The 19,528-nt window shown below is 64.8% G+C and carries 19 protein-coding genes; 12 read left to right on the top strand and 7 right to left on the bottom strand.

Features of this window, described 5'->3' with window-relative positions; all coding sequences use genetic code 11:
- Positions 1 to 3 precede the first annotated feature (3 nt).
- The 6 genes from Q0105_RS01985 (at position 4) to moaD (ending at position 6,259) form a co-directional block, all read left to right on the top strand.
- Entirely contained in the window at positions 4 to 1,233 is a 1,230-nt protein-coding gene (locus tag Q0105_RS01985; protein WP_298208183.1) for a pyridoxal phosphate-dependent aminotransferase, read from the top strand.
- Between the two features lie 90 nt (positions 1,234 to 1,323).
- Entirely contained in the window at positions 1,324 to 2,658 is a 1,335-nt protein-coding gene (locus tag Q0105_RS01980; protein WP_298208182.1) for a homoserine dehydrogenase, read from the top strand.
- Positions 2,658 to 4,103: a threonine synthase gene (gene thrC / locus Q0105_RS01975; RefSeq protein ID WP_298208180.1), complete on the top strand. Its 1,446-nt coding sequence runs from the start codon at positions 2,658 to 2,660 to the stop codon at positions 4,101 to 4,103. Before Q0105_RS01980 ends, thrC begins: the two co-directional genes overlap by 1 nt.
- 100 nt (positions 4,104 to 4,203) lie before the next feature.
- On the top strand, positions 4,204 to 4,773 hold the full coding sequence (gene mobB, locus Q0105_RS01970; RefSeq protein WP_298208178.1) for a molybdopterin-guanine dinucleotide biosynthesis protein B: 570 nt from the start codon (positions 4,204 to 4,206) through the stop codon (positions 4,771 to 4,773).
- Positions 4,758 to 6,011, top strand: a complete 1,254-nt coding sequence (gene glp / locus Q0105_RS01965) for a gephyrin-like molybdotransferase Glp (protein WP_298208175.1) — start codon at positions 4,758 to 4,760, stop codon at positions 6,009 to 6,011. The genes mobB and glp overlap by 16 nt, the downstream gene beginning before the upstream one ends.
- Positions 6,008 to 6,259 carry a molybdopterin converting factor subunit 1 gene (gene moaD, locus Q0105_RS01960; protein WP_298208173.1) on the top strand — a complete coding sequence of 84 codons (252 nt, stop codon included), beginning with the start codon at positions 6,008 to 6,010 and terminating at the stop codon, positions 6,257 to 6,259. Before glp ends, moaD begins: the two co-directional genes overlap by 4 nt.
- Before the next feature lie 9 nt (positions 6,260 to 6,268).
- On the opposite strand, the gene Q0105_RS01955 is transcribed toward moaD, so the two are convergent.
- The 4 genes from Q0105_RS01955 to Q0105_RS01940 form a co-directional block, all read right to left on the bottom strand.
- A complete protein-coding gene (locus Q0105_RS01955) occupies positions 6,269 to 7,966 on the bottom strand; it encodes a methyl-accepting chemotaxis protein (RefSeq protein ID WP_298208171.1) in 1,698 nt (565 codons plus the stop codon).
- 115 nt (positions 7,967 to 8,081) lie between these two features.
- Positions 8,082 to 8,990, bottom strand: coding sequence for a 4-hydroxy-tetrahydrodipicolinate synthase (gene dapA, locus Q0105_RS01950; protein ID WP_298208169.1), 909 nt, complete (start codon positions 8,988 to 8,990; stop codon positions 8,082 to 8,084).
- A gap of 275 nt (positions 8,991 to 9,265) precedes the next feature.
- Entirely contained in the window at positions 9,266 to 9,604 is a 339-nt protein-coding gene (locus Q0105_RS01945) for a hypothetical protein (protein ID WP_298208167.1), read from the bottom strand.
- 9 nt (positions 9,605 to 9,613) lie between these two features.
- Positions 9,614 to 9,868: a hypothetical protein gene (locus Q0105_RS01940; RefSeq protein WP_298208165.1), complete on the bottom strand. Its 255-nt coding sequence runs from the start codon at positions 9,866 to 9,868 to the stop codon at positions 9,614 to 9,616.
- Between the two features lie 89 nt (positions 9,869 to 9,957).
- Here Q0105_RS01940 and Q0105_RS01935 point away from each other — a divergent pair, with 89 nt between their 5' ends.
- Together Q0105_RS01935 and Q0105_RS01930 are read left to right on the top strand one after the other, a co-directional pair.
- The gene (locus Q0105_RS01935) at positions 9,958 to 10,188 is read left to right on the top strand and encodes a hypothetical protein (protein ID WP_298208163.1); all 231 of its coding nucleotides are present in this window, start codon (positions 9,958 to 9,960) and stop codon (positions 10,186 to 10,188) included.
- A gap of 35 nt (positions 10,189 to 10,223) precedes the next feature.
- Positions 10,224 to 10,700 carry a molybdenum cofactor biosynthesis protein MoaE gene (locus tag Q0105_RS01930; RefSeq protein ID WP_298208406.1) on the top strand — a complete coding sequence of 159 codons (477 nt, stop codon included), beginning with the start codon at positions 10,224 to 10,226 and terminating at the stop codon, positions 10,698 to 10,700.
- A gap of 11 nt (positions 10,701 to 10,711) precedes the next feature.
- Here the strand turns inward: Q0105_RS01930 and Q0105_RS01925 are convergent, their stop codons facing one another.
- Entirely contained in the window at positions 10,712 to 11,491 is a 780-nt protein-coding gene (locus Q0105_RS01925) for a transglutaminase-like domain-containing protein (protein ID WP_298208161.1), read from the bottom strand.
- Between the two features lie 160 nt (positions 11,492 to 11,651).
- On the opposite strand from Q0105_RS01925, the gene clpB reads away from it, so the two are divergent.
- From clpB to Q0105_RS01910, 3 genes are all read left to right on the top strand, one after another.
- Positions 11,652 to 14,258: an ATP-dependent chaperone ClpB gene (gene clpB / locus Q0105_RS01920; protein ID WP_298208159.1), complete on the top strand. Its 2,607-nt coding sequence runs from the start codon at positions 11,652 to 11,654 to the stop codon at positions 14,256 to 14,258.
- A 58-nt stretch (positions 14,259 to 14,316) separates the two neighbouring features.
- A complete protein-coding gene (locus Q0105_RS01915; RefSeq protein WP_298208157.1) occupies positions 14,317 to 14,679 on the top strand; it encodes a hypothetical protein in 363 nt (120 codons plus the stop codon).
- A 114-nt stretch (positions 14,680 to 14,793) separates the two neighbouring features.
- Entirely contained in the window at positions 14,794 to 16,233 is a 1,440-nt protein-coding gene (locus Q0105_RS01910) for a coniferyl aldehyde dehydrogenase (RefSeq protein ID WP_298208155.1), read from the top strand.
- On the opposite strand, the gene Q0105_RS01905 is transcribed toward Q0105_RS01910, so the two are convergent.
- Positions 16,205 to 18,106 carry a hybrid sensor histidine kinase/response regulator gene (locus tag Q0105_RS01905; RefSeq protein WP_298208153.1) on the bottom strand — a complete coding sequence of 634 codons (1,902 nt, stop codon included), beginning with the start codon at positions 18,104 to 18,106 and terminating at the stop codon, positions 16,205 to 16,207. The genes Q0105_RS01910 and Q0105_RS01905 overlap by 29 nt on opposite strands.
- Complete coding sequence (locus Q0105_RS01900; protein ID WP_298208151.1) at positions 18,093 to 18,728, bottom strand: response regulator transcription factor; 636 nt, start codon at positions 18,726 to 18,728, stop codon at positions 18,093 to 18,095. Before Q0105_RS01900 ends, Q0105_RS01905 begins: the two co-directional genes overlap by 14 nt.
- A gap of 293 nt (positions 18,729 to 19,021) precedes the next feature.
- Here Q0105_RS01900 and Q0105_RS01895 point away from each other — a divergent pair, with 293 nt between their 5' ends.
- A complete protein-coding gene (locus tag Q0105_RS01895) occupies positions 19,022 to 19,504 on the top strand; it encodes a hypothetical protein (protein ID WP_298208149.1) in 483 nt (160 codons plus the stop codon).
- The last annotated feature ends 24 nt before the right edge of the window (positions 19,505 to 19,528 follow it).

Below are 19,528 nucleotides of genomic sequence, written 5' to 3'. Positions count from 1 at the left end.
CGCATGAAAACCGTCCAAAAATCCGCCAAGCTTGCCAACGTCTGCTACGACATCCGGGGGCCGATCATGGACGCGGCCAAGAAGATGGAGGAAGACGGCCACAAGATCATCAAGCTCAACATCGGCAACCTGGCGGTGTTCGGCTTCGATGCGCCTGAGGAAATCCAGCTCGACATGATCCGCAACCTGCCCAACTCGGCGGGTTACTCGGACAGCAAGGGCATCTTCGCGGCGCGCAAGGCCGTGATGCACGAGACCCAGAAGCAGGGCATCAAGGGCGTCACGCTGGACGACATCTATCTGGGCAACGGCGCCAGCGAACTCATCGTGATGGCCACGAATGCGCTGCTGGACACGGGCGACGAGCTGCTGTTGCCTTCGCCGGACTACCCGCTGTGGACGGCCGCCGCCAGCCTGTCGGGCGGCTCGCCGGTGCACTACCTGTGCGACGAGGCCAACGGCTGGATGCCCGACCTGGCCGACATCCGCGCCAAGATCACGCCCCGCACCAAGGGCATCGTGGTCATCAACCCCAACAATCCCACGGGCGCGTTGTATTCGGACGATCTGCTTCGGGGCATTGTCGCCATCGCGCGCGAGCATGGCCTGGTGATTTTTGCCGACGAGGTGTACGACAAGGTGCTGTATGACGGCGCCACCCACACGGCCATTGGCTCGCTGAGCGAGGACGTGCTCACGCTCACCTTCAACTCCTTGTCCAAGAGCTACCGCTCCTGCGGCTACCGCGCGGGCTGGCTGGTGGTGTCGGGCGACAAAAAACCCGCCAAAGACTACATCGAGGGCCTGAACATGCTCTCGAACATGCGCCTGTGCTCCAACGTGCCCGGCCAGTGGGCGGTGCAGACCGCGCTGGGCGGCTACCAGAGCATCAACGAGCTGGTCTGCGAAGGCGGGCGCCTGCGCAAGCAGCGCGACCTGGCGTACGAGCTCATCACCGCCATCCCCGGCGTGACCTGCGTGAAGCCGCGTGCGGCGCTCTACATGTTTCCGCGCCTGGACCCGGCCATCTACCCGATCAAGGACGACCAGCAGTTCTTCCTGGCGCTGCTGCAGGAGACCAAGGTCATGCTGGTGCAGGGCACAGGCTTCAACTGGGCGGCGCCCGACCATTTCCGCATCGTGTTCCTGCCGCATGAGGACGACCTGCGCGACGCCATTGGCCGCGTGGCGCGGTTCCTGGAGCAGTACCGCAAGCGCTGCGGCACGGCCTGACCTCTTTGCCTCCTGAGGTTGCTATATTTTTAATAGCTGCTTGCGCTTGATAAATAAGCGCTACAGCCCATTTTGACTGGTAATTACCCCATGAAACCCATCCAAGTAGGCCTGCTGGGCATCGGCACTGTCGGCAGCGGCGTGTTCAACGTGCTCACGCGCAACCAGGACGAGATCAGCCGCCGCGCTGGCCGTGGCATCGAGATCACCATGGTGGCCGACCTGGACGTGGAGCGCGCCAAGGCGGTGGTGGGCGACGGCATCCAGGTCGTCAACGACGCCCGCGCCATCATCGCCAACCCCGACATCGACATCGTGATCGAGCTCATCGGCGGCTACGGCATCGCCCGTGGCCTGGTGCTGGAGGCCATCGCTGCAGGCAAGCATGTGGTCACCGCCAACAAGGCACTCTTGGCCGTGCACGGTACCGAGATCTTCGCCGCGGCCTCGGCCAAGGGCGTGATGGTGGCCTTCGAAGCCGCCGTGGCCGGTGGCATCCCCATCATCAAGGCGCTGCGCGAAGGCCTCACGGCCAACCGCATCCAGTGGATCGCGGGCATCATCAACGGCACCACCAACTTCATCCTGTCCGAGATGCGCAGCAAGGGCCTGGATTTTGACGTGGTGCTGAAAGAAGCCCAACGCCTGGGCTACGCCGAGGCCGACCCCACCTTCGACATCGAAGGCGTGGACGCCGCGCACAAGGTCACGCTGATGAGCGCCATCGCGTTTGGCATCCCCGTTCAGTTCGACAAGGCGTATGTGGAAGGCATCACCAAGCTCGGCGCGGCCGACATCAAGTACGCCGAACAACTGGGCTACCGCATCAAGCTGCTGGGCATCACCAAGCGTGCCGACAAGGGCATCGAGCTGCGCGTGCACCCCAGCCTGGTGCCATCCAAGCGCCTGATCGCCAATGTGGAAGGCGCCATGAACGCCGTGGTGGTGCAGGGCGATGCCGTGGGCACCACGCTGTACTACGGCAAGGGCGCGGGCAGTGAGCCCACGGCCAGCGCCGTGATCGCCGATCTGGTGGACATTGCCCGCCTGCACACCGCCGACCCCGAGCACCGCGTGCCGCACCTGGCCTTCCAGGCCAACACACTGGCAGACGCCATGGGCACGCTGCCCGTGTTGCCCATGAGCGAAATCACCACCAGCTACTACCTGCGCCTGCGCGTGGCCGACCAGGCTGGCGTGCTCGCCAAGGTCACCGGCCTGCTGGCCGAAGCCGGTGTGAGCATCGACGCCGTGCTGCAGCGCGAGGCCGATGAAGTGGGCGGCGAAGGATCGACACAAACCGACCTCATCATCCTGACCCACGACACCCGCGAAGGCACCATGGACGCCGTGATCGCCCAGATGCAGGCCCTGCCCACTGTGCTGGCCCCCATCACGCGCATCCGCAAGGAGGAGCTGAACTGATGCTGTACGTCTCCACACGCGGCCATGCCGACCGCAAGCATTTCTGCGACATCCTGCTCGAAGGCCTGGCGCCCGACGGCGGCCTGTACCTGCCCGAGCACTACCCCAAGGTCGATGCTCGGGCCCTGACCCGCCTGCGCAAGGCCTACCACGAGCAAGGCTACGCCGAGCTGGCCTTCCAGATCCTGTCGCTCTACATCGACGACATCCCTGCCGCCGACCTCAAGGCCCTGTGCGCCAAGACCTACACCGCCGAGGTGTTCGGCACGGGCGAAATCGTGCCCCTGCGCCACCTTGAAGACGGCCTGTGGCTTGAAGGCCTGTCCAACGGCCCCACGCTGGCCTTCAAGGACATGGCCATGCAGTTGCTGGGCAACCTGTTCGAATACGAATTGAAGCGCCGTGGCGAGCAGCTCAACATCCTGGGCGCTACCAGTGGCGACACCGGCAGCGCGGCCGAATACGCCATGCGCGGCAAAGAGGGCGTGCGCGTCTTCATGACCAGCCCGCATGGCCGGATGAGCGCCTTCCAGCAGGCGCAGATGTTCAGCCTGCAGGACGAGAACATCCACAACATCGCCATCGAGGGCGTGTTCGACGACTGCCAGGACATCGTCAAGGCCGTGAGCAACGACCACGCCTTCAAGGCGAAGTACAAGATCGGCACCGTCAACTCCATCAACTGGGCGCGCCTTCTGGCGCAGGTGGTGTACTACTTCGCGGGCTACATCCAGGCCACCGAAACCAATAGCCAGAAGGTCAGCTTCACCGTGCCATCGGGCAACTTCGGCAACGTTTGCGCGGGCCATGTGGCACGCATGATGGGCCTGCCGATTGCCAAGCTGGTGGTGGCGACGAACGAAAACGACGTGCTCGACGAGTTCTTTCGCACCGGTGCGTACCGCGTGCGCGGCGCGGCCGACACGCACGAGACGTCCAGCCCCAGCATGGACATCAGTAAGGCCAGCAATTTCGAGCGTTTCATTTTTGACCTGCTGGGCCGCAACGGCCAGCGCACCAAGGCCCTGTTCAGCGCCGCGCTGCAAACCTACGGCCGGTTCGATTTGAGCGCCGAGCCGCTGTTTGCCGATGCGGCGGGCAAGTACGGCTTTGAAAGCGGCAAGAGCACCCATGCCGACCGCCTGGCCACCATCCGCGACAACTACGAGCGCCACGGCGTCACCATCGACACCCACACCGCCGACGGCGTGAAGGTGGCCCGAGAGCACCACAAGGATGCCAAGGTGCCCATGATCGTGTTGGAGACCGCACTGCCCATCAAGTTTGCCGAGACCATTGTCGAAGCCCTGGGCCATGCGCCCGAGCGGCCCGCCAAGTTCGCAGGCATCGAAGACCTGCCCAAGCGCGTGCAGGTGATGCCCGCCGACGTGGAACTGGTCAAAGCCTACATCGAGCGCCACTGCGCCCCCGCCGCGCTGGGGTGACGGTGAAGGTGCGGGGGGTAATTTGTATAAAAATTGCCCCTAGCGCTTATCTGGCAAGCGCTAGCAGCTATAAATTGAATAGCTAACCAAGGATGTGCGAATGAAGGTTGTCGGTTTCGCCGGGTTCTCCGGCAGTGGCAAGACCACGCTGGTCGAGCAGTTGATCCCCGAGCTGCGGCTGCGGGGGCTGCGCGTGTCGGTGGTCAAGCATGCGCACCACAGTTTCGACATCGACCACCCCGGCAAAGACACCTACCGCCACCGCGAGGCCGGGGCTTTTGAGGTGGTGGCTGCGTCGGACAAGCGCCTCATGCTGGTGCGCGAGTTCGAGCAGCCCGCCACGCTCAGCGTGCACCACCTGCTGGCCGAGCTGTACCAGGGCGTGGACTGGGTGCTGGTGGAGGGGTTTAAGGATAGCGATCTGCTCAAGGTCGAGGTGTGGCGCGCGCCCGAACCCGGCCAGGCGGCCAAGACCGTGCGTTACCCCGAAGACGACTTCGTGGTGGCCGTGGCCACCGACGCCCCCGAAAGCCTGCCCGTGCCCACACAACTGCCTGTGCTGGACCTGAACGCCCCTGCCCAGGTGGTGGACTGGCTGATCCAGTACGAATACCGCTTTGAGTACAACTGGGAACTGCACGGAGGGCTGCTGCCATGCGCCCCCCAATGAAACCCCTGAAGCCCCTGGCCGACGCGCTGGCTGACCTGCTCGTGCAGGCCACGCCCTTGCCAGGCACCGACACGGTGATCACCTTTGATGCCGATGGCCGCGTGTTGGCGCAGGACTGCGTTTCGGCCCTGCAGGTGCCGCCAGAAGACAACAGCTCCATGGACGGCTACGCCGTGCGTTGTGCCGATGTGGCGGCTGTGGGCGTGGTGCTGCCCGTGTCGCAGCGGATTGCAGCGGGCAGTGCCGGAGAGCCGCTCGTGCCCGGCACCGCCGCCCGCATCTTCACCGGCGCGCCCGTACCCGCAGGCGCCGACGCCATCCTGATGCAGGAAGACTGCGAGGCCTTGGCCGCAGGCGAAGGCCTGGGCCAGGTGCGCATCAACGCTGTGCCAAGGCCCGGCCAGTGGATCCGCAGCGCAGGCGAAGACATCACGCGCGGCGCCGTGGTGCTGTCGGCTGGCACGCGCCTTTCTCCCGCCGAACTGGGTCTGGCCGCCAGCATCGGCTTGCACCAATTGCAAGTGGCTCGCCGCCCGCGCGTGGCGCTGTTCTCCACGGGCGACGAACTCGTCATGCCCGGCGAGGTGCCGCCCGAGCAGATGCGCGCAGGCAGCATCTACAACAGCAACCGCTTCTTCTTGCGCGCCATGTTGTTGCGCCTGGGCTGCGAGGTCACCGACTTCGGCATCGTGCCCGACCGGCGCGACGCCACCATCACCGCCCTGCGCGATGCCAGTGCCGCGCACGACCTCATCTTGACCAGTGGCGGCGTGAGTGTGGGCGAGGAAGACCACATCAAGCCTGCCGTGGAGACGTTGGGCACGCTGGACCTGTGGCAGATCGCCATGAAGCCCGGCAAGCCCTTTGCCTACGGCCAGATTCCGCGAGAGGGTGGGGCGGCGCACTTCATGGGCCTGCCCGGCAACCCGGTGTCTAGCTTCCTGACCTTTGCACTGCTGGTGCGGCCCTTCCTGCTGCGGTTGCAGGGCGTGAAGGACGTTGCTCCTCAATCCATAGCGGCTACCGCTCATTTCACGTGGCCCAAGGCCGATAAACGCCGTGAATTTTTGCGCGTGCGCCACAACGCGGCAGGCGGGCTGGAGCTGTTCAACAACCAAAGCTCGGGCGTGCTCACCTCGGCCGCCTGGGGCGATGGCGTGGTGGACAACCCGGCCGGCCAGACGATTGCGCAGGGCGATACCGTGCGGTACATCGCGTTCTCGGAGCTGCTGTCATGAGAGTGTCGGTGCGGTACTTCGCATCCATTCGCGAAGCCATTGGTGAGGGCAGCGAGGCGGTCGACACCACTGCGGCCACGCTGGGTGCGCTGCGCGACGAACTCATCGCACGCGGCGGCGCCCATGCCAGCAGCCTCGCACGTGGCAGGGCTGTGCGCATGGCGCTCAACCAGACGTTGAGCGACGAATCAGCCACCCTGGCCGATGGTGCCGAGGTGGCGTTTTTCCCACCGGTGACAGGGGGATAAGACCGCCCCCTAGGCAATGCGCGGCATAGCAGCCATGGGCGTCAGTTCATCCTTGAGGTGGAAGGCAGACACGGCCTGGACCAGTTGCTGGGCTTGTGTCTGCAGGCTGCCCGCCGCAGCGGTGGCTTCTTCGACGAGTGCGGAGTTCTGCTGGGTGAACTGCTCCATCTGGCCGATGGTATCGACCACCCTTTGAATGCTTCCGCTTTGTTCCACGGTGGCGGAGGTGATTTCGGAGACGATACCGCTCACGCGCCCGATGGATCCGACGATCTCTTCCATGGTCTGACCCGCGCGGTCCACCAGGGCCGTGCCTTGTCCCACTTGCTCGACGTTGCGGGTGATCAGCGTTTTGATCTCCTTGGCAGCGCTTGCGCTGCGCTGTGCCAGGGTTCGCACCTCGCTGGCCACCACGGCGAACCCGCGCCCTTGCTCGCCTGCGCGAGCGGCTTCGACGGCCGCGTTGAGCGCCAGAATGTTGGTCTGGAAGGCGATGCCATCAATCACGCTGGTGATGTCGCCAATCTTGCGGCTGCTGTCGCTGATGTTTTGCATGGTGGAGACCACCTGGCCGACCACCTCGCCGCCTTGTGCCGCGACGCTGGCCGCAGTCTGGGCGAGTTGATTGGCATGTTTGGCGTTCTCGGCGTTGTTGCGCACCGTGCTGTTGAGCTGCTCCATGGTGGCTGTGGTGTCTTGTAGCGCGCTGGCCTGCTGTTCCGTGCGGACGCTCAGGTCTTGATTGCCTTGGGCGATTTCGGAGCTTGCGGTGGCCACACTGTCGGCACCGCTGCGGATGGTGCCCACCAAGGAGGCCAAACTCGCCTGCATTTGCCCCATCGATTGCAAGAGTTTCCCTTCTTCGCCGGGCTCATCATCGCGGATGGACCGGTTGAGATACCCCTCCGCAATGGCCGTGGCACTCCGGCGGGTCTCATCCAGAATCGAGGCGGTGCGATGCCGCAAATGCAGCAAGCCGCTGAACAGAGCGACGACAAGCACGACGGATGCGCCGGCCGTGACGCTCACCCAGAATTTGTTGGCCGCTTCGGCGTTGGCCACTTCGGCCGCTGTGCGCTGGTCCAGCGCGGCAAGAAATTCATCCACCGGCTTCATGATCTTGGCCTTGTTTTGATGGTAGGCCAGGTCGTGCATCATCTCCCGGGCTTTGTCCTTGTCGGGTTCCGCCTGCCGGGTAAAGCCGCCTTTGCCATCGTCGTACAGGCCTTTGACCATGTTCATGGCAATCGTCTCGGTGCGTACAAGCCCATCGGAGTTGGCTTGCGCCTCTTGCAGCTTCGCCAGTTCCAGCTCAGAGAATCCGGCCTTCTTCATCAGGTCCAGAAGTGCCACCGTATTGCCAGATGACGGAGCTGCCGGGGCGTCTGCCGCCCTGAAATCCCAGTAGATGCGCTCGTAGTTCTGGGGGCGCGGAAGTTTGCCGTTGCGGATGTCCAGGATCTCGAAATACTGCTTTTCCCATTTGGGGTCGCCACTGATCACGTAGGTCCTGGCCAGCCGGGTCAAGTCGTCGGAGCTTTGGCGCAACTCGTCCGCCAAAAGGTAGGACTGGAGCCGCCTGGCGGCGGCTTCGGTGGCCAATGCACTGCTGCGGCTGCTCATGAAAGCCGCTGCGATGGTGATGAGCCCCATCACCAGCAGGATTGCCATGCCAATGGTGTACAAACTTTTGATTTGAATCTTCATGGCAGCCTCACGAGTAAATGTAATAAATTGATACTCATGGTAGTTAAATCCATTGAATTGGCAAGGAGGTAAGCGGCAATCTTCAGAGGCCCTGGCGTGTTGTGTAATTTCCTTTTTACGCGTCTGCGTGGGTTTGCTGGACCAGTGATCGCAGGCGCTGCTCCAGACCGGGCGACGCGGGCATCATCGGTGCCCGCAGCTCGTTGTGCATCTCGCCCGCCTGGGCCAGCACGGCCTTGAGTGCTGCGGGGTTGGGCTCGGCAAAACAGGCCTCCACCCAGGGTTGCAGGGCCAGCCATACGCGGCGGGCCTCGGGGAGGTTGCTCGCTCGCATCCATTCCATCAGTTCCACGAAACGCGGTGTCTGCCAGTGTGCGCAGGCCGAGATGGCGCCCGCGCCGCCCATGGCCAGTGTGTGGAAGATTTGTGCGTCTTCGCCCGTCAGCACCTGCAGGCGGCCATCGGCGATCAGGGCCTGCGTCTTGGCGGGGTTTCCGCCGCAGTCCTTGATGGCCACTATGCGCGGGTGCGCCGCCAGCGCCAGCAGTGTCTCGGTGGTGAGCGTGGCGCCGGTGCGGTACGGAATGTCGTAGATGACCAGGGGCGCCGCGCTGGCGTCGGCCAGGGTGCGAAACCAGTGCAGCAGGCCCTCTTGCGAGGGGCGGATGTAGTGCGGCGCGGACACCAGCAGGCCCGCCAGCGGGTAGCGCGCAAGGGACTGCACCTGCTCCAGCACCTGGCCCTGGTGGTAGCCCGAAACACCCATCGCCACGGGCAGGCCCTGGGCGGCGCTGAGCACTGTCTCCAGCACCTGCAGTTGCTCGGCCTTGTCCAGCGCGGCGGCCTCGCCGGTGGAGCCGCAGGCCACGAAGCCAGACACCCCTTCGGCACGCAGCCGGGCGGTGAGGGCGGCCAGGGCCGGGTGGTCTACGGCGCCGTCCTTGAACGGCGTGACCAGGGCAATCCAGAGCCCGCTGAACAGCGGCTGGCGGGGGGGAGGGGTAACAACGGTGGCGGCAGACATGCGAAACATCCTTTCAGGGTTCGACCAGGGGAAGAACCGTCCGAAGGGAGCGCGCGCGGAATGCCAGGGAGGGAAAAGAGAAAAAGAAAAAAGGGGATTTCTCTACCAGGTGGTTCCGTCGCTCATCCGGACGGAACCACAGCTCCGGTCAGATGAGCTCTGGTTTTTTGGCTTTGACCACGCACTGCAATGCCACCGCGGGTGCGGCAGTCATGGCGAAGGAGGTGTGCGTGGGCATGGTGCGCAGTATAGCGAAGCGGCTGGCGGGCAGGTGCTCAGGGGTTGCCGGGGGCCGGTTCCTGGGGGTCCAGCAGTTCGGGGCACGGCCACACCAGCAGCTCAGCCAGGCGCGTGGTGATCCAGGTGGCCTCGGGCACCGAGACGCCTGATTCCGCCGTGCACAGCCCCGCATGGATGCGCCGCAGGATCTCGGCTTCGGATGGGGCCTGTACGTGATAGAGCGTCTGCGCGTGCTCCACCAAGTGGCCCGCGAGGTCTTCGCACAGCTCGTAGCGGGTGCGCACGCCGTTCGCTTTTTCGGTGAGCCGTCCGCGGGCGTCGGTGTACACCGCCATGAACGAGGGCGGGACGTGGATCTGATTGTCGTCGTCCATGGGCGTTCGTCAGTCGGGCGTGAACAGGCGCTCGAATTTGGCCTGGTCGGGGGCCAGCTCGAAGCTGACCAACTGGCCCATCTTCATGTCCGACAGGCGGCAGGCGGCGAACAGCGTGGTCTTGCCCGCCAGCGCCATCACATCAAGGTCGATGATGGCGTAGGGGTAGGGCACAAAAACCTGGTGCTCGAAAACCTCCTTGTGCGTGTTGCGGGGCGAGGGATAGAGCTTGTACTGGTCGGTGGTGATGGTTTGCGTGGCCATGGCGGAAAAAAGGGGGGCTGCGATGCTGGAGGGGCTGCGGTGCGGGTACAGTGCGGGCGAATCGTACAGTTACTTTATTGAAGCACTCCATGGCACGACCCAAAAGCGAATGGCCGGGCAAGGTCCTGGCGCTGGTACAGGGCGGCAACCTTCCTGCCGCCATCGCACAGATCAAGGTGGCACCGTCGGTGTCCGACGTGACGCGCCTGCAGGCCCTGTTGATCAAGCTACCGTCCTCTCCAGCGCTCACCCAGTTGAACAAAGTGGTGGAAGAAGAACTCGCACTCCTGTCGGCGCCCCGGCTGCACCGTTCGCCATGAACGCGCAGCGCCCCCAGCCTGAATCCACCGATACCATGCCATTGCCCCGCGTTTCCATCCAGACCGAGGACTTCGACCTGTCTGCAGAGATCGCCGCCCTGCGCCTTGAGAACAAGGGCGTGGGCGCGGTGTGCAGTTTTGTGGGCACGGTGCGCGACCGCAACGAGGGCGATACCGTCTCGTCCATGGAGCTGGAGCACTACCCCGGCATGACCGAGAAATCCATCGAAGCCATGGTGGATGAAGCCTTTGGCCGCTTCAACATTCTGGGCGCCCGCGTGGTCCACCGCGTAGGGTTGCTGCAGCCGCTCGACCAGATCGTGCTGGTGGCGGTGACCAGCGCCCACCGGGGCCAGAGCTTTCAAGCCTGCGAGTTCTTGATGGACTACCTCAAGACCCAGGCGCCGTTCTGGAAAAAAGAAGAAACCGCCCAGGGCGCGCGCTGGGTGGACGCCCGCGTGAGCGACGACGCCGCGCTGGCGCGCTGGGGCATCGTGGCATCCAACGCCTGACCGGGGAGGGCCTAACCGTGCGGACGGCCTGGGGCCGCCTCCAACGGTGAGCCGCAGCAGGGCGGGACGGCTCCACCGCCGCCTCTGCGGATGCGCGCTACGTTGCGATTCATCCAATTGCGCACCAGGGTCTGGAACAACCAGCGCTTGAGGCCACCGAGGTTCACGCCGTGCTGGGCGTAGAAGGCGTCGGGGTCGTTGAACACGCCGAAGTCGTGGTTGATACCGTCCTTCTGGATATAGGTGTTGCCACCGCGCCATTCCACCTCGGGGCGCTGCAAGTCGGGCGTGGCGGCGCCGTAGCCGCAAAACGCCCCCCGGTGCGCGGCAAAGCGCTGCTGTAGCGCGCGCAGGTAGGGGGTGTCGAGGATGAAGCCCTCCAGCTCCAGCCAGCGGCCTTCAAACCATACCTCCACCCAACTGTGCACGATGCTGCGCGGCGCCAGGTGGTAGGCGATGCCTGTGATGGCCCCCTTTTGCAGCGCCTTGTCGATGGTGAAGCCGTGCAAGCGGCAGGGGATGCCGCAGGCGCGCAGCAAGGCCATGAACAACGTGCCCTTGGTGTTGCATTGCCCGATGCCGTCTTCGAGAACACGCGAGGCGGGCAGGTCGTCCGCGAGGTTGTAGCCAAAGGCGATTTCGTCGCGCACGAAGTCGTAAATGGCGCCGATGCGCTCGCGTTCAGGCAAGGCCCTCCAGCCGCGGGTTTGGATCAGCGCCTGGATGCTGGGGTGCGTGTGGTCGAGGATGGGCGTTTGGCGCAGCAGGCCAAGGGTATCGAGGGCGGGCATGAAGAAGGGCTCCATCAAAAAAAGGTCAAGCCGCCATTGAAAACTTTGAAGTAACTTTAAGGTCAAGAAAAATCTAGTGAGAGCCACCTTTCCAGCGCGGCACGCAGTTGAAAAAATATGTCCTGGGCCTAAGCTTTAGGGGAATAGGAGAAACACACCCATGCGTCTCGACAAATTCACCACCAAGTTCCAGGAAGCCCTGAGCGATGCGCAGAGCATTGCGCTGGGCCATGACAACGCCTACATCGAACCCGTGCATGTGCTCTTGGCCATGCTGCAGCAGGACGATGGCCCCAAGGCGCTGCTGCAGCGCGCGGGCGCCAATGTGCCCGGCTTGCTGACGGCGGCCGAGGCGGCCGTCAAGCGCTTGCCCCAAGTGCAGGGCAATGACCAGGTGCAGGGCGGCCCCGAGCTGGGCCGCGTGCTGCAGGCCACCGAGAAGGAGGCCATCAAACGCGGCGACCCCTTTATCGCAAGCGAGCTGTTTTTGCTGGCCGTGATCGACAGCAAGGGCGACGCCGCCAAAATCGCCAAGGAAAACGGCCTCACGCGCAAGAGCCTGGAGGCCGCCATCGACGCCGTGCGCGGCGGCCAGAAGGTGGACAGCGCCGATGCAGAGGGCCAGCGTGGCGCCCTGGCCAAATACTGCCTCGATCTGACCGAGCGCGCCCGCCTGGGCAAGCTCGACCCCGTGATTGGCCGCGACGATGAAATTCGCCGCGCCATCCAGGTGCTGCAGCGCCGTACCAAAAACAACCCCGTGCTCATCGGTGAGCCTGGCGTGGGCAAGACCGCCATCGTGGAAGGCCTGGCCCAGCGCATCGTGGCCGGTGAGGTGCCCGAGTCACTGAAAAACAAACGCGTGCTGAGCTTGGATATGGCTGCGCTGCTGGCGGGCGCCAAATACCGTGGTGAGTTCGAGGAGCGCCTGAAGGCCGTGCTCAACGAACTGGCCAAGGACGAAGGCCAGACCATCGTTTTCATCGACGAGCTGCACACCATGGTGGGCGCTGGCAAGGGTGAGGGCGCCATGGACGCAGGCAACATGCTCAAGCCGGCCCTCGCGCGTGGCGAGCTGCACTGCGTGGGCGCGACCACGCTCGACGAATACCGCAAGTACATTGAGAAGGACGCGGCGCTGGAGCGGCGCTTTCAGAAGATTCTGGTGGGCGAGCCCAGCGTGGAGGCGACCATTGCCATCCTGCGCGGCCTGCAGGAAAAATACGAAGTGCACCATGGCGTGGACATCACCGATCCGGCCATCGTGGCTGCGGCCGAGCTGTCCAACCGCTACATCACCGACCGCTTTTTGCCCGACAAGGCGATCGACCTCATCGACGAGGCTGCCTCCAAGATCAAGATCGAAATGGACTCCAAGCCCGAGGTGATGGACAAACTCGACCGCCGCCTGATTCAGCTGCAGATCGAGCGCGAAGCCGTGCGGCGCGAGAAGGATGAGTCCTCGCAAAAGCGTTTTGCGCTCATCGAGGAAGAGATCACCAAGCTGCAAAAGGAGATCGCCGACTACGACGAGATCTGGCAGTCCGAAAAAGCCCAGGCGCAGGGCAGTGCCCATGTGCGCGAGGCCATCGACAAGCTCAAATTTCAGATCGAGGAGTTCACCCGCAAGGGCGACTTCAACAAAGTGGCCGAGCTGCAATACGGCAAGCTGCCCGATCTAGAAAAGCAACTCAAGGAAGCCCAGGCGCAAGAAGCCGGCAAGGACGGCGCACCCGCCGCCCACCGTCTGCTGCGCACGCAAGTGGGCGCTGAGGAGATCGCCGAGGTGGTGAGCCGCGCCACGGGCATCCCCGTGGCCAAGATGATGCAGGGCGAAAAGGACAAGCTCTTGCACATGGAGACCAAGCTGCATGAGCGTGTGGTGGGCCAGGATGAAGCGATTGCCGCCGTGGCTAATGCCATCCGCCGCTCGCGCTCGGGTCTGTCCGACCCCAACCGCCCCACGGGCTCGTTTCTGTTCCTCGGCCCCACCGGTGTGGGCAAGACCGAGCTGTGCAAGGCGCTGGCGGGCTTTTTGTTCGACAGCGAGGACCACCTGATCCGCATCGACATGAGCGAGTTCATGGAGAAGCACTCGGTAGCCCGCCTGATCGGCGCGCCGCCCGGCTATGTGGGCTACGAGGAGGGCGGCTACCTGACCGAAGCCGTGCGCCGCAAGCCCTACAGCGTGCTGCTGCTTGACGAGGTGGAAAAGGCCCACCCCGACGTGTTCAACGTGCTGCTGCAGGTGCTCGACGACGGCCGCCTGACCGACGGCCAGGGCCGCACCGTGGACTTCAAGAACACGGTGATCGTGATGACGAGCAACATCGGTTCGCACCTGATCCAGGCCATGGTGGGGCAGGATTCGGACGACATCAAGGAAGCGGTGTGGGGTGAGCTCAAGAACCACTTCCGGCCTGAGTTCCTGAACCGGATCGACGAGACCGTGGTGTTCCACGCGCTCGATGCGCAGCACATCGCTTCGATCGCCAAGATCCAGTTGCAGTTGCTCGAATCCCGCCTGGCGAAGATGGATTTGCAGTTGCAGGTGTCGGACGCGGCCTTGGCAGAATTGGCCAAGGTGGGGTTCGATCCGGTGTTTGGTGCGCGGCCGCTCAAGCGGGCGATCCAGCAGCGCATCGAGAATCCGCTGTCCAAGCTGCTGCTGGAAGGGCGTTTCCCGCCCAAGAGCGTGATCCCGGTCACCGTGAACCCGGTGCTGGAGCCGGGCGTGTTCCAGTTCGGTGTGCCCGAGCGGGAGTGAGCCCGGTGGGGGAAAGGGTGATCAGCCCTTTCCCCAAGATGTGAAGGAGAGGTGTCGTTTGAATGAATTCGTTGCGGGCGTTGTGCGCCTGTTTTTGCGTGTGGTGGTGATCGCCATGGGGCTGGTGCTGTTTGCCAGCTTGCTGGTGGCGGTCATGGTGTTGGCACTGGTCTGGGTGCTGCGCGCTGGCTGGGCGCGCCTGACCGGCCGGCCGGTGACCCCGTGGGTCATGCGCATGGACCCTCGCACCGGTTTCAGCACCGTGTACCGCTCCACTGAGCGCTGGTCGTCTGGCCGCCGTGGCGCGGCTGCTGCCTCTGCACCTGAAAACGCGCGGGAGGAGGCCCCTGCATCGCGCCGTGGTGGCATCCTGCCCGGCGCTGCCGAGGTCACGGACGTCGAGGCGCGCGAGGTGCGCTGACGGGCCGCCGCGCTGCGTGAATGGGCGCGAGGGCATTGACATGGGGCGCATGCCCTGGCGCTGCTCCGGCTTTTTCCGTGACGCGTTTGTTGGGGCGTCTTCTATGATCGGTCCATGACCCCTGACGATATCCGCGCCCATTTTGATCTTCAACACCAGGCCAGCCGGGCACAGGTAGATGTGCCGCTGCTGGTGCGCCGCGAGCGCCTGCTGCGCATCGCCAAGATGCTGGACGAGCATGGCACGGTGCTGGCAGCGGCTGTGCAGGCCGACTTTGGCATGCGATCGCCGCGCCTGACCGAGGTGGCCGATTTTTTCGTGCTGCGCACCCTGCTGTCACACACACTGAGCCATCTGGCCAAGTGGATGAAGCCCCGAAAGGTGCGCACCCCGATTTACCTGCAGCCTGCCCATGCTTTCATCCAGCGCCAGCCGCTTGGTGTGGTGGGCGTGATTGCCCCGTGGAACTACCCGGTGCAACTGGCGCTGGCACCCGCCATCACGGCGCTGGCTGCGGGCAACCGCGTGATGCTCAAGCCCAGCGAACTCACGCCCCACACCTCGGCCCAACTCGCGTTGCTGGTGGCGCAGTTCTTCGCACCCGATGAGTTCTGTGTGGTGCAGGGCGACGCCAATCTGTCGGCGCTGTTTGCATCGCTGCCGTTTGACCACCTAGTGTTCACCGGCTCCACCGCCGTGGGGCGCAAGGTGGCGCAGGCGGCGGCGCAGCACCTCACGCCCACCACGCTGGAGCTGGGCGGCAAGTCGCCCTGCATCATCGACGGCCACTGCGACATGGCGGATGCGGCGCTCAAGATCGCCCACGGCAAGCTACTCAATGCGGGGCAGACCTGCATCGCCCCCGACTACGTGCTGCTGCCCCGAGGCCGGGAGGGCGAGTTTGCGCAGGCCTACCGGGCGGCGGTGGCGCGCCTGTTCCCCACCATCGAGGGCAACCCCGACTACGCCTCCATCATCACGCCGCGCCACCATGCGCGCCTGCGCACCATGCTGCAGCAGGCGCAGACGCAGGGGGCGGAGGTGCAGACCATCGACCCCGCCGCCGACAAACCCGTGGTTCACACCATGGGCACGCTGGGCGACGGCGCCAGCCGCCAGATGCTGCCTGTGCTGGTGTTCGGAGCCACGTCCCAGATGCAGCTCATGCAGGATGAGATTTTTGGCCCCATCCTGCCGGTGATCTCGTACGAACGCCTGGACGACGCCATCGCCCACATCAACGCCGGGCCGCGTCCGTTGGCGCTGTACTGGTTTGGCCAGAGCGAGGCCGTGCGTGACGATGTGCTGAACCGCACCGTGAGCGGCGGCGTGACGGTGAACGACACGCTGATGCACATCGCACACGACAACCTGCCTTTTGGCGGCGTGGGTGACAGCGGCTGGGGTGCCTACCACGGTGAGCAGGGTTTTCTGCGCTTTTGCCACCAGAAGTCAGTGCTGGTGCAGTCGCGCTGGGCCATGGGCTCGCTGTTCTATCCGCCCTATGGGCCCCGGTTCGACAAGGTCATGGGCTTGTTGCGCCGCTGGCTGTAGCGGCGGCGTCTTCTTGCCGCAGTTCCACCGGCTCTGCCGCTTCGGGCTCGCTGTCCAGTAGGACAACGGGGGGCTGCGGGCGCGTAATGAGCTGCACCATCGCGTCGCGCAATTGGCTGGTGGAGACGGGTTTGTGCAGCAGCAGTGCCGAGGTGGACTGCGCATCGCGCAGGCGCTGGGGTGAGGTGTCGCCCGTCATGATGATGGCGGGCACAGGCGTGCCCAGGTAGGTGCGCAGCGCCTGCAGCACCTGTTTGCCGGTTTCCTGGTGGCGCAGGCGGAAGTCGGTGATGATGATGTCGGGAGTGACATCTTCGAGCGCCTCCAGGGCATCGATGCTGGATTCAGCCGTGAGGCAATGGCAGCCCCAGCTTTGCAGCAGAGACTGCATGCCCAGACGCACGGCTTCATCGTCATCGATGGCCAGCACTTTCAACCCCACCAGGCTGATGGTGGCGTCGGGCGCAGAGGGCGCATCGTCCTCCAGCGCTCCCTGCCAGCGGTCCAGCCACAGCCGAAAGACCGAGCCTCGGCCAGGGAGCGAGCGCAGCTCCACCGCGGTTTTCATCTCGCGTGCCAGCCGCTGCACGATGGCCAGGCCCAGGCCCAGCCCTTTGCGGCGGTCGCGTTCGGGGTTTCCGAGCTGGTGGAACTCCTTGAAGATGTCCTCCCACTGGTGCAGCGGAATGCCGGCCCCGGTGTCCCACACCTCCAGCGCCAGCCGCTTGCCACGTGTGCGGCAGGCGATCAGCACGCCGCCCTTGGCGGTGTAGCGCAAAGCGTTGGAAATGAAGTTGTGCATCACCAGTCCGACCAGCGCGCGGTCGGCAAAAGCGGCTGCAGAGGTTTCGCGGGTGCGGTAAACCAGCCCTGTCGTGTCGGCCTGCGCGCCAAACTCCTGCTCCAAGGCCGTCAGCAGCGGCTGCACCGCGAACGCGGCAGGACGCACCTTCACCACGCCTGCCTCCAGCCGCGAGTAGTCGAGCAAGGTGGTAAGCATCTCGGCGGCTGCATTGGAGGCCGCGTGCGCGTGTTTGAGCACCGTGCGTTGGTGGTCGTTGAGGGGGCTGCGCTCCAGCGATTCCAGAAAAAGCCCCATGGCATGCAGTGGCTGGCGCAGGTCGTGGCTGGCCGTCGCCAGAAAGCGGGATTTGTCGCGATCGGCCTGCTCGGCCGCCTCCTGGGCGGCCAGTGCGCGCTGCGATTCGGCGCGCAGTTGGCTGACCAGGCGATCGTTTTCGAGTTTGAGCGCGATGCTGCGCCGCGTGGCCCGGTCGGCCGTGCGGGCTTGCAGGCAGGTCAGCGCGTAGTACACGCTGGTGAGGAACAGTGCGGGCCACATCGCAGGCCCCCCGGCCAGCGCCACGGCCATCATCACCCCGCCGATGGCACAGGTGAGGTAGGTGACGTAGGCCCGGTACAGCGGCGCCCCCAGGCCCAGCGCCCCCGAAGACACCGTGCTGATGATGCCGATGGCGTAGATCACGCTGTCGGGTGTGCCCCAGTACAGCACCACATAGCCCAGGCTGCCCCAGCTCAGCCCCATGGCGGCCATGCAGGCGATCAGCTTGCGCGCCGCATGCGGCGCGGGGTCGGTGAAGGGCGCAATGCTGCACAGTGCGAGGTACACCCCGCCAATCACCAGGGCATGTGTTGCCAGCCACACGGCGATGGCCTGGGTGTCTGCCACGCTGTCCATCACCCACAGGGTGCCCAGGGCGGTGGCCAGCGACGCCAGCAGCGTCATCGGAAAGTTTTGCCGCAGCAAGGCGACCTGCTCGCGCAGCACTTCGTCGCGCTCCCACACCGGCCAGCCCCAGCGGGTGGGGGGTGGGGCGTGGCGGGGCTGTGGCGGGGCCTTAGAGGGGGGCATGAAGCTGCGGCATGGACAGGCCCAGGCGCTGGGCTGCCAGCAAGGCGGCACTTCGGCTGTTGACACCCAACTGGGCAAAGATGGCGGCCACATGCACGCGCACGGTGTTCTCGCTCAGCCCCAGGTCGCGAGCAATCACCTTGTTGGGCTTGCCGGTGCACAGCAGCGCGAGCACGTCGAGTTGCCGCGCCGTGAGCGAAGGTGCGCTGGGCCCACGCGGGGCGGCGCTGTTGCCGCTGTGGGCGGGAAAGCAGGGCTGGCCCGTCAGCGCGCGGGTGATGACTTCCAGGATGTCTTCGGCATTCGCCGATTTGGGCAGGAACCCGTCGGCGCCCCGGGTGCGGGCCTCATGGACGGCGTCGGGCGCCATGCTGGCGGACACCAGCACGATGCGGGCCTTGGGGCAAGCCTGGCGCAGCAGGCGCAGCCCATCCAGGCCGCTCATGCCGGGCAACTGGATGTCGAGCAGCACCAGGTCGATGTCGGCTTGCTGCAGGGCGCAGGCTTCGGCGATGGAACCTGCCTCCGCAATCGTGCCCACGCTGGGGTGGTCTTGCACGATGAGGCGAAGCCCTGTGCGAAATAGGGAATGGTCATCTACGAGTAAGAGTCGGGCACTCAAATCGGCACTCATCGAGCAAGTATCACGCACAACGCGGTGTTGCGGGCTAGTCCATTTGTGCGATGGACGCACCGTTGTGCACTTTCTAGACTTTCCGTCAAGCATTGAAAAGCACGTTGGGTGCGCACCAGTCAATGCGCACAACTTCGTTTTCATACTTCGTTTTCATAGGGGCTTCTATGACCGCCAATGCCTTGACACACGGTTCCACCTCCGCAGACGTTGCCCGCCGGGGGGGCGAGCGACGGTCGGCTGCCGCTGCTGCTTCTGGCACAGGTCTCGGGGGTAACACGATGGCACACATCGTGGAGGAAAACTGCGCTGACTTGTCGGCCGCTGCCGGTGTGATGATCGAACACCTGGATGCCCAGGCAGGGACCTGGCAATTTTCTGCCGACCAGGGAAAAACCTGGCGTGCGATCCGCACCGATCTGATCAATCGCACAGGTAATCTGGGGTTGGCGTTGGACAGCGATGCGCGCCTGCGCGTGTTGCCTTTTGGCGGCCACCGGGCCACGGGCGCTCGCGTGGCGTTCCATACCGTGCAGCGCAGCCATGGGCAGAGCAGCGGCAGCTATCTGGCCTATGCCTCGGAGGAGCGTGAAACGGGTTCGCGCACGGTGACCCTGGTGCTCAGCCTTGCGGCCATCAATGGCGAGCCGCCCGCCGTGCATGTGCCGCGCCTGCGCAACAAGCGGGCCCTGGCACGGCAGGCCGCGGCTTCTTCTGCGGAGGTAACGCAGCCCCCGCCCCAGGGCCAGATGGCGCTGGCCTGACAGGTGCGCGCCCTGGCCCTGCTG

This window comes from Acidovorax sp. (assembly GCF_027492855.1).
Classification (GTDB): Bacteria; Pseudomonadota; Gammaproteobacteria; order Burkholderiales; family Burkholderiaceae_C; genus Acidovorax.
This window is presented reverse-complemented; position numbering and strand designations above follow the sequence as displayed.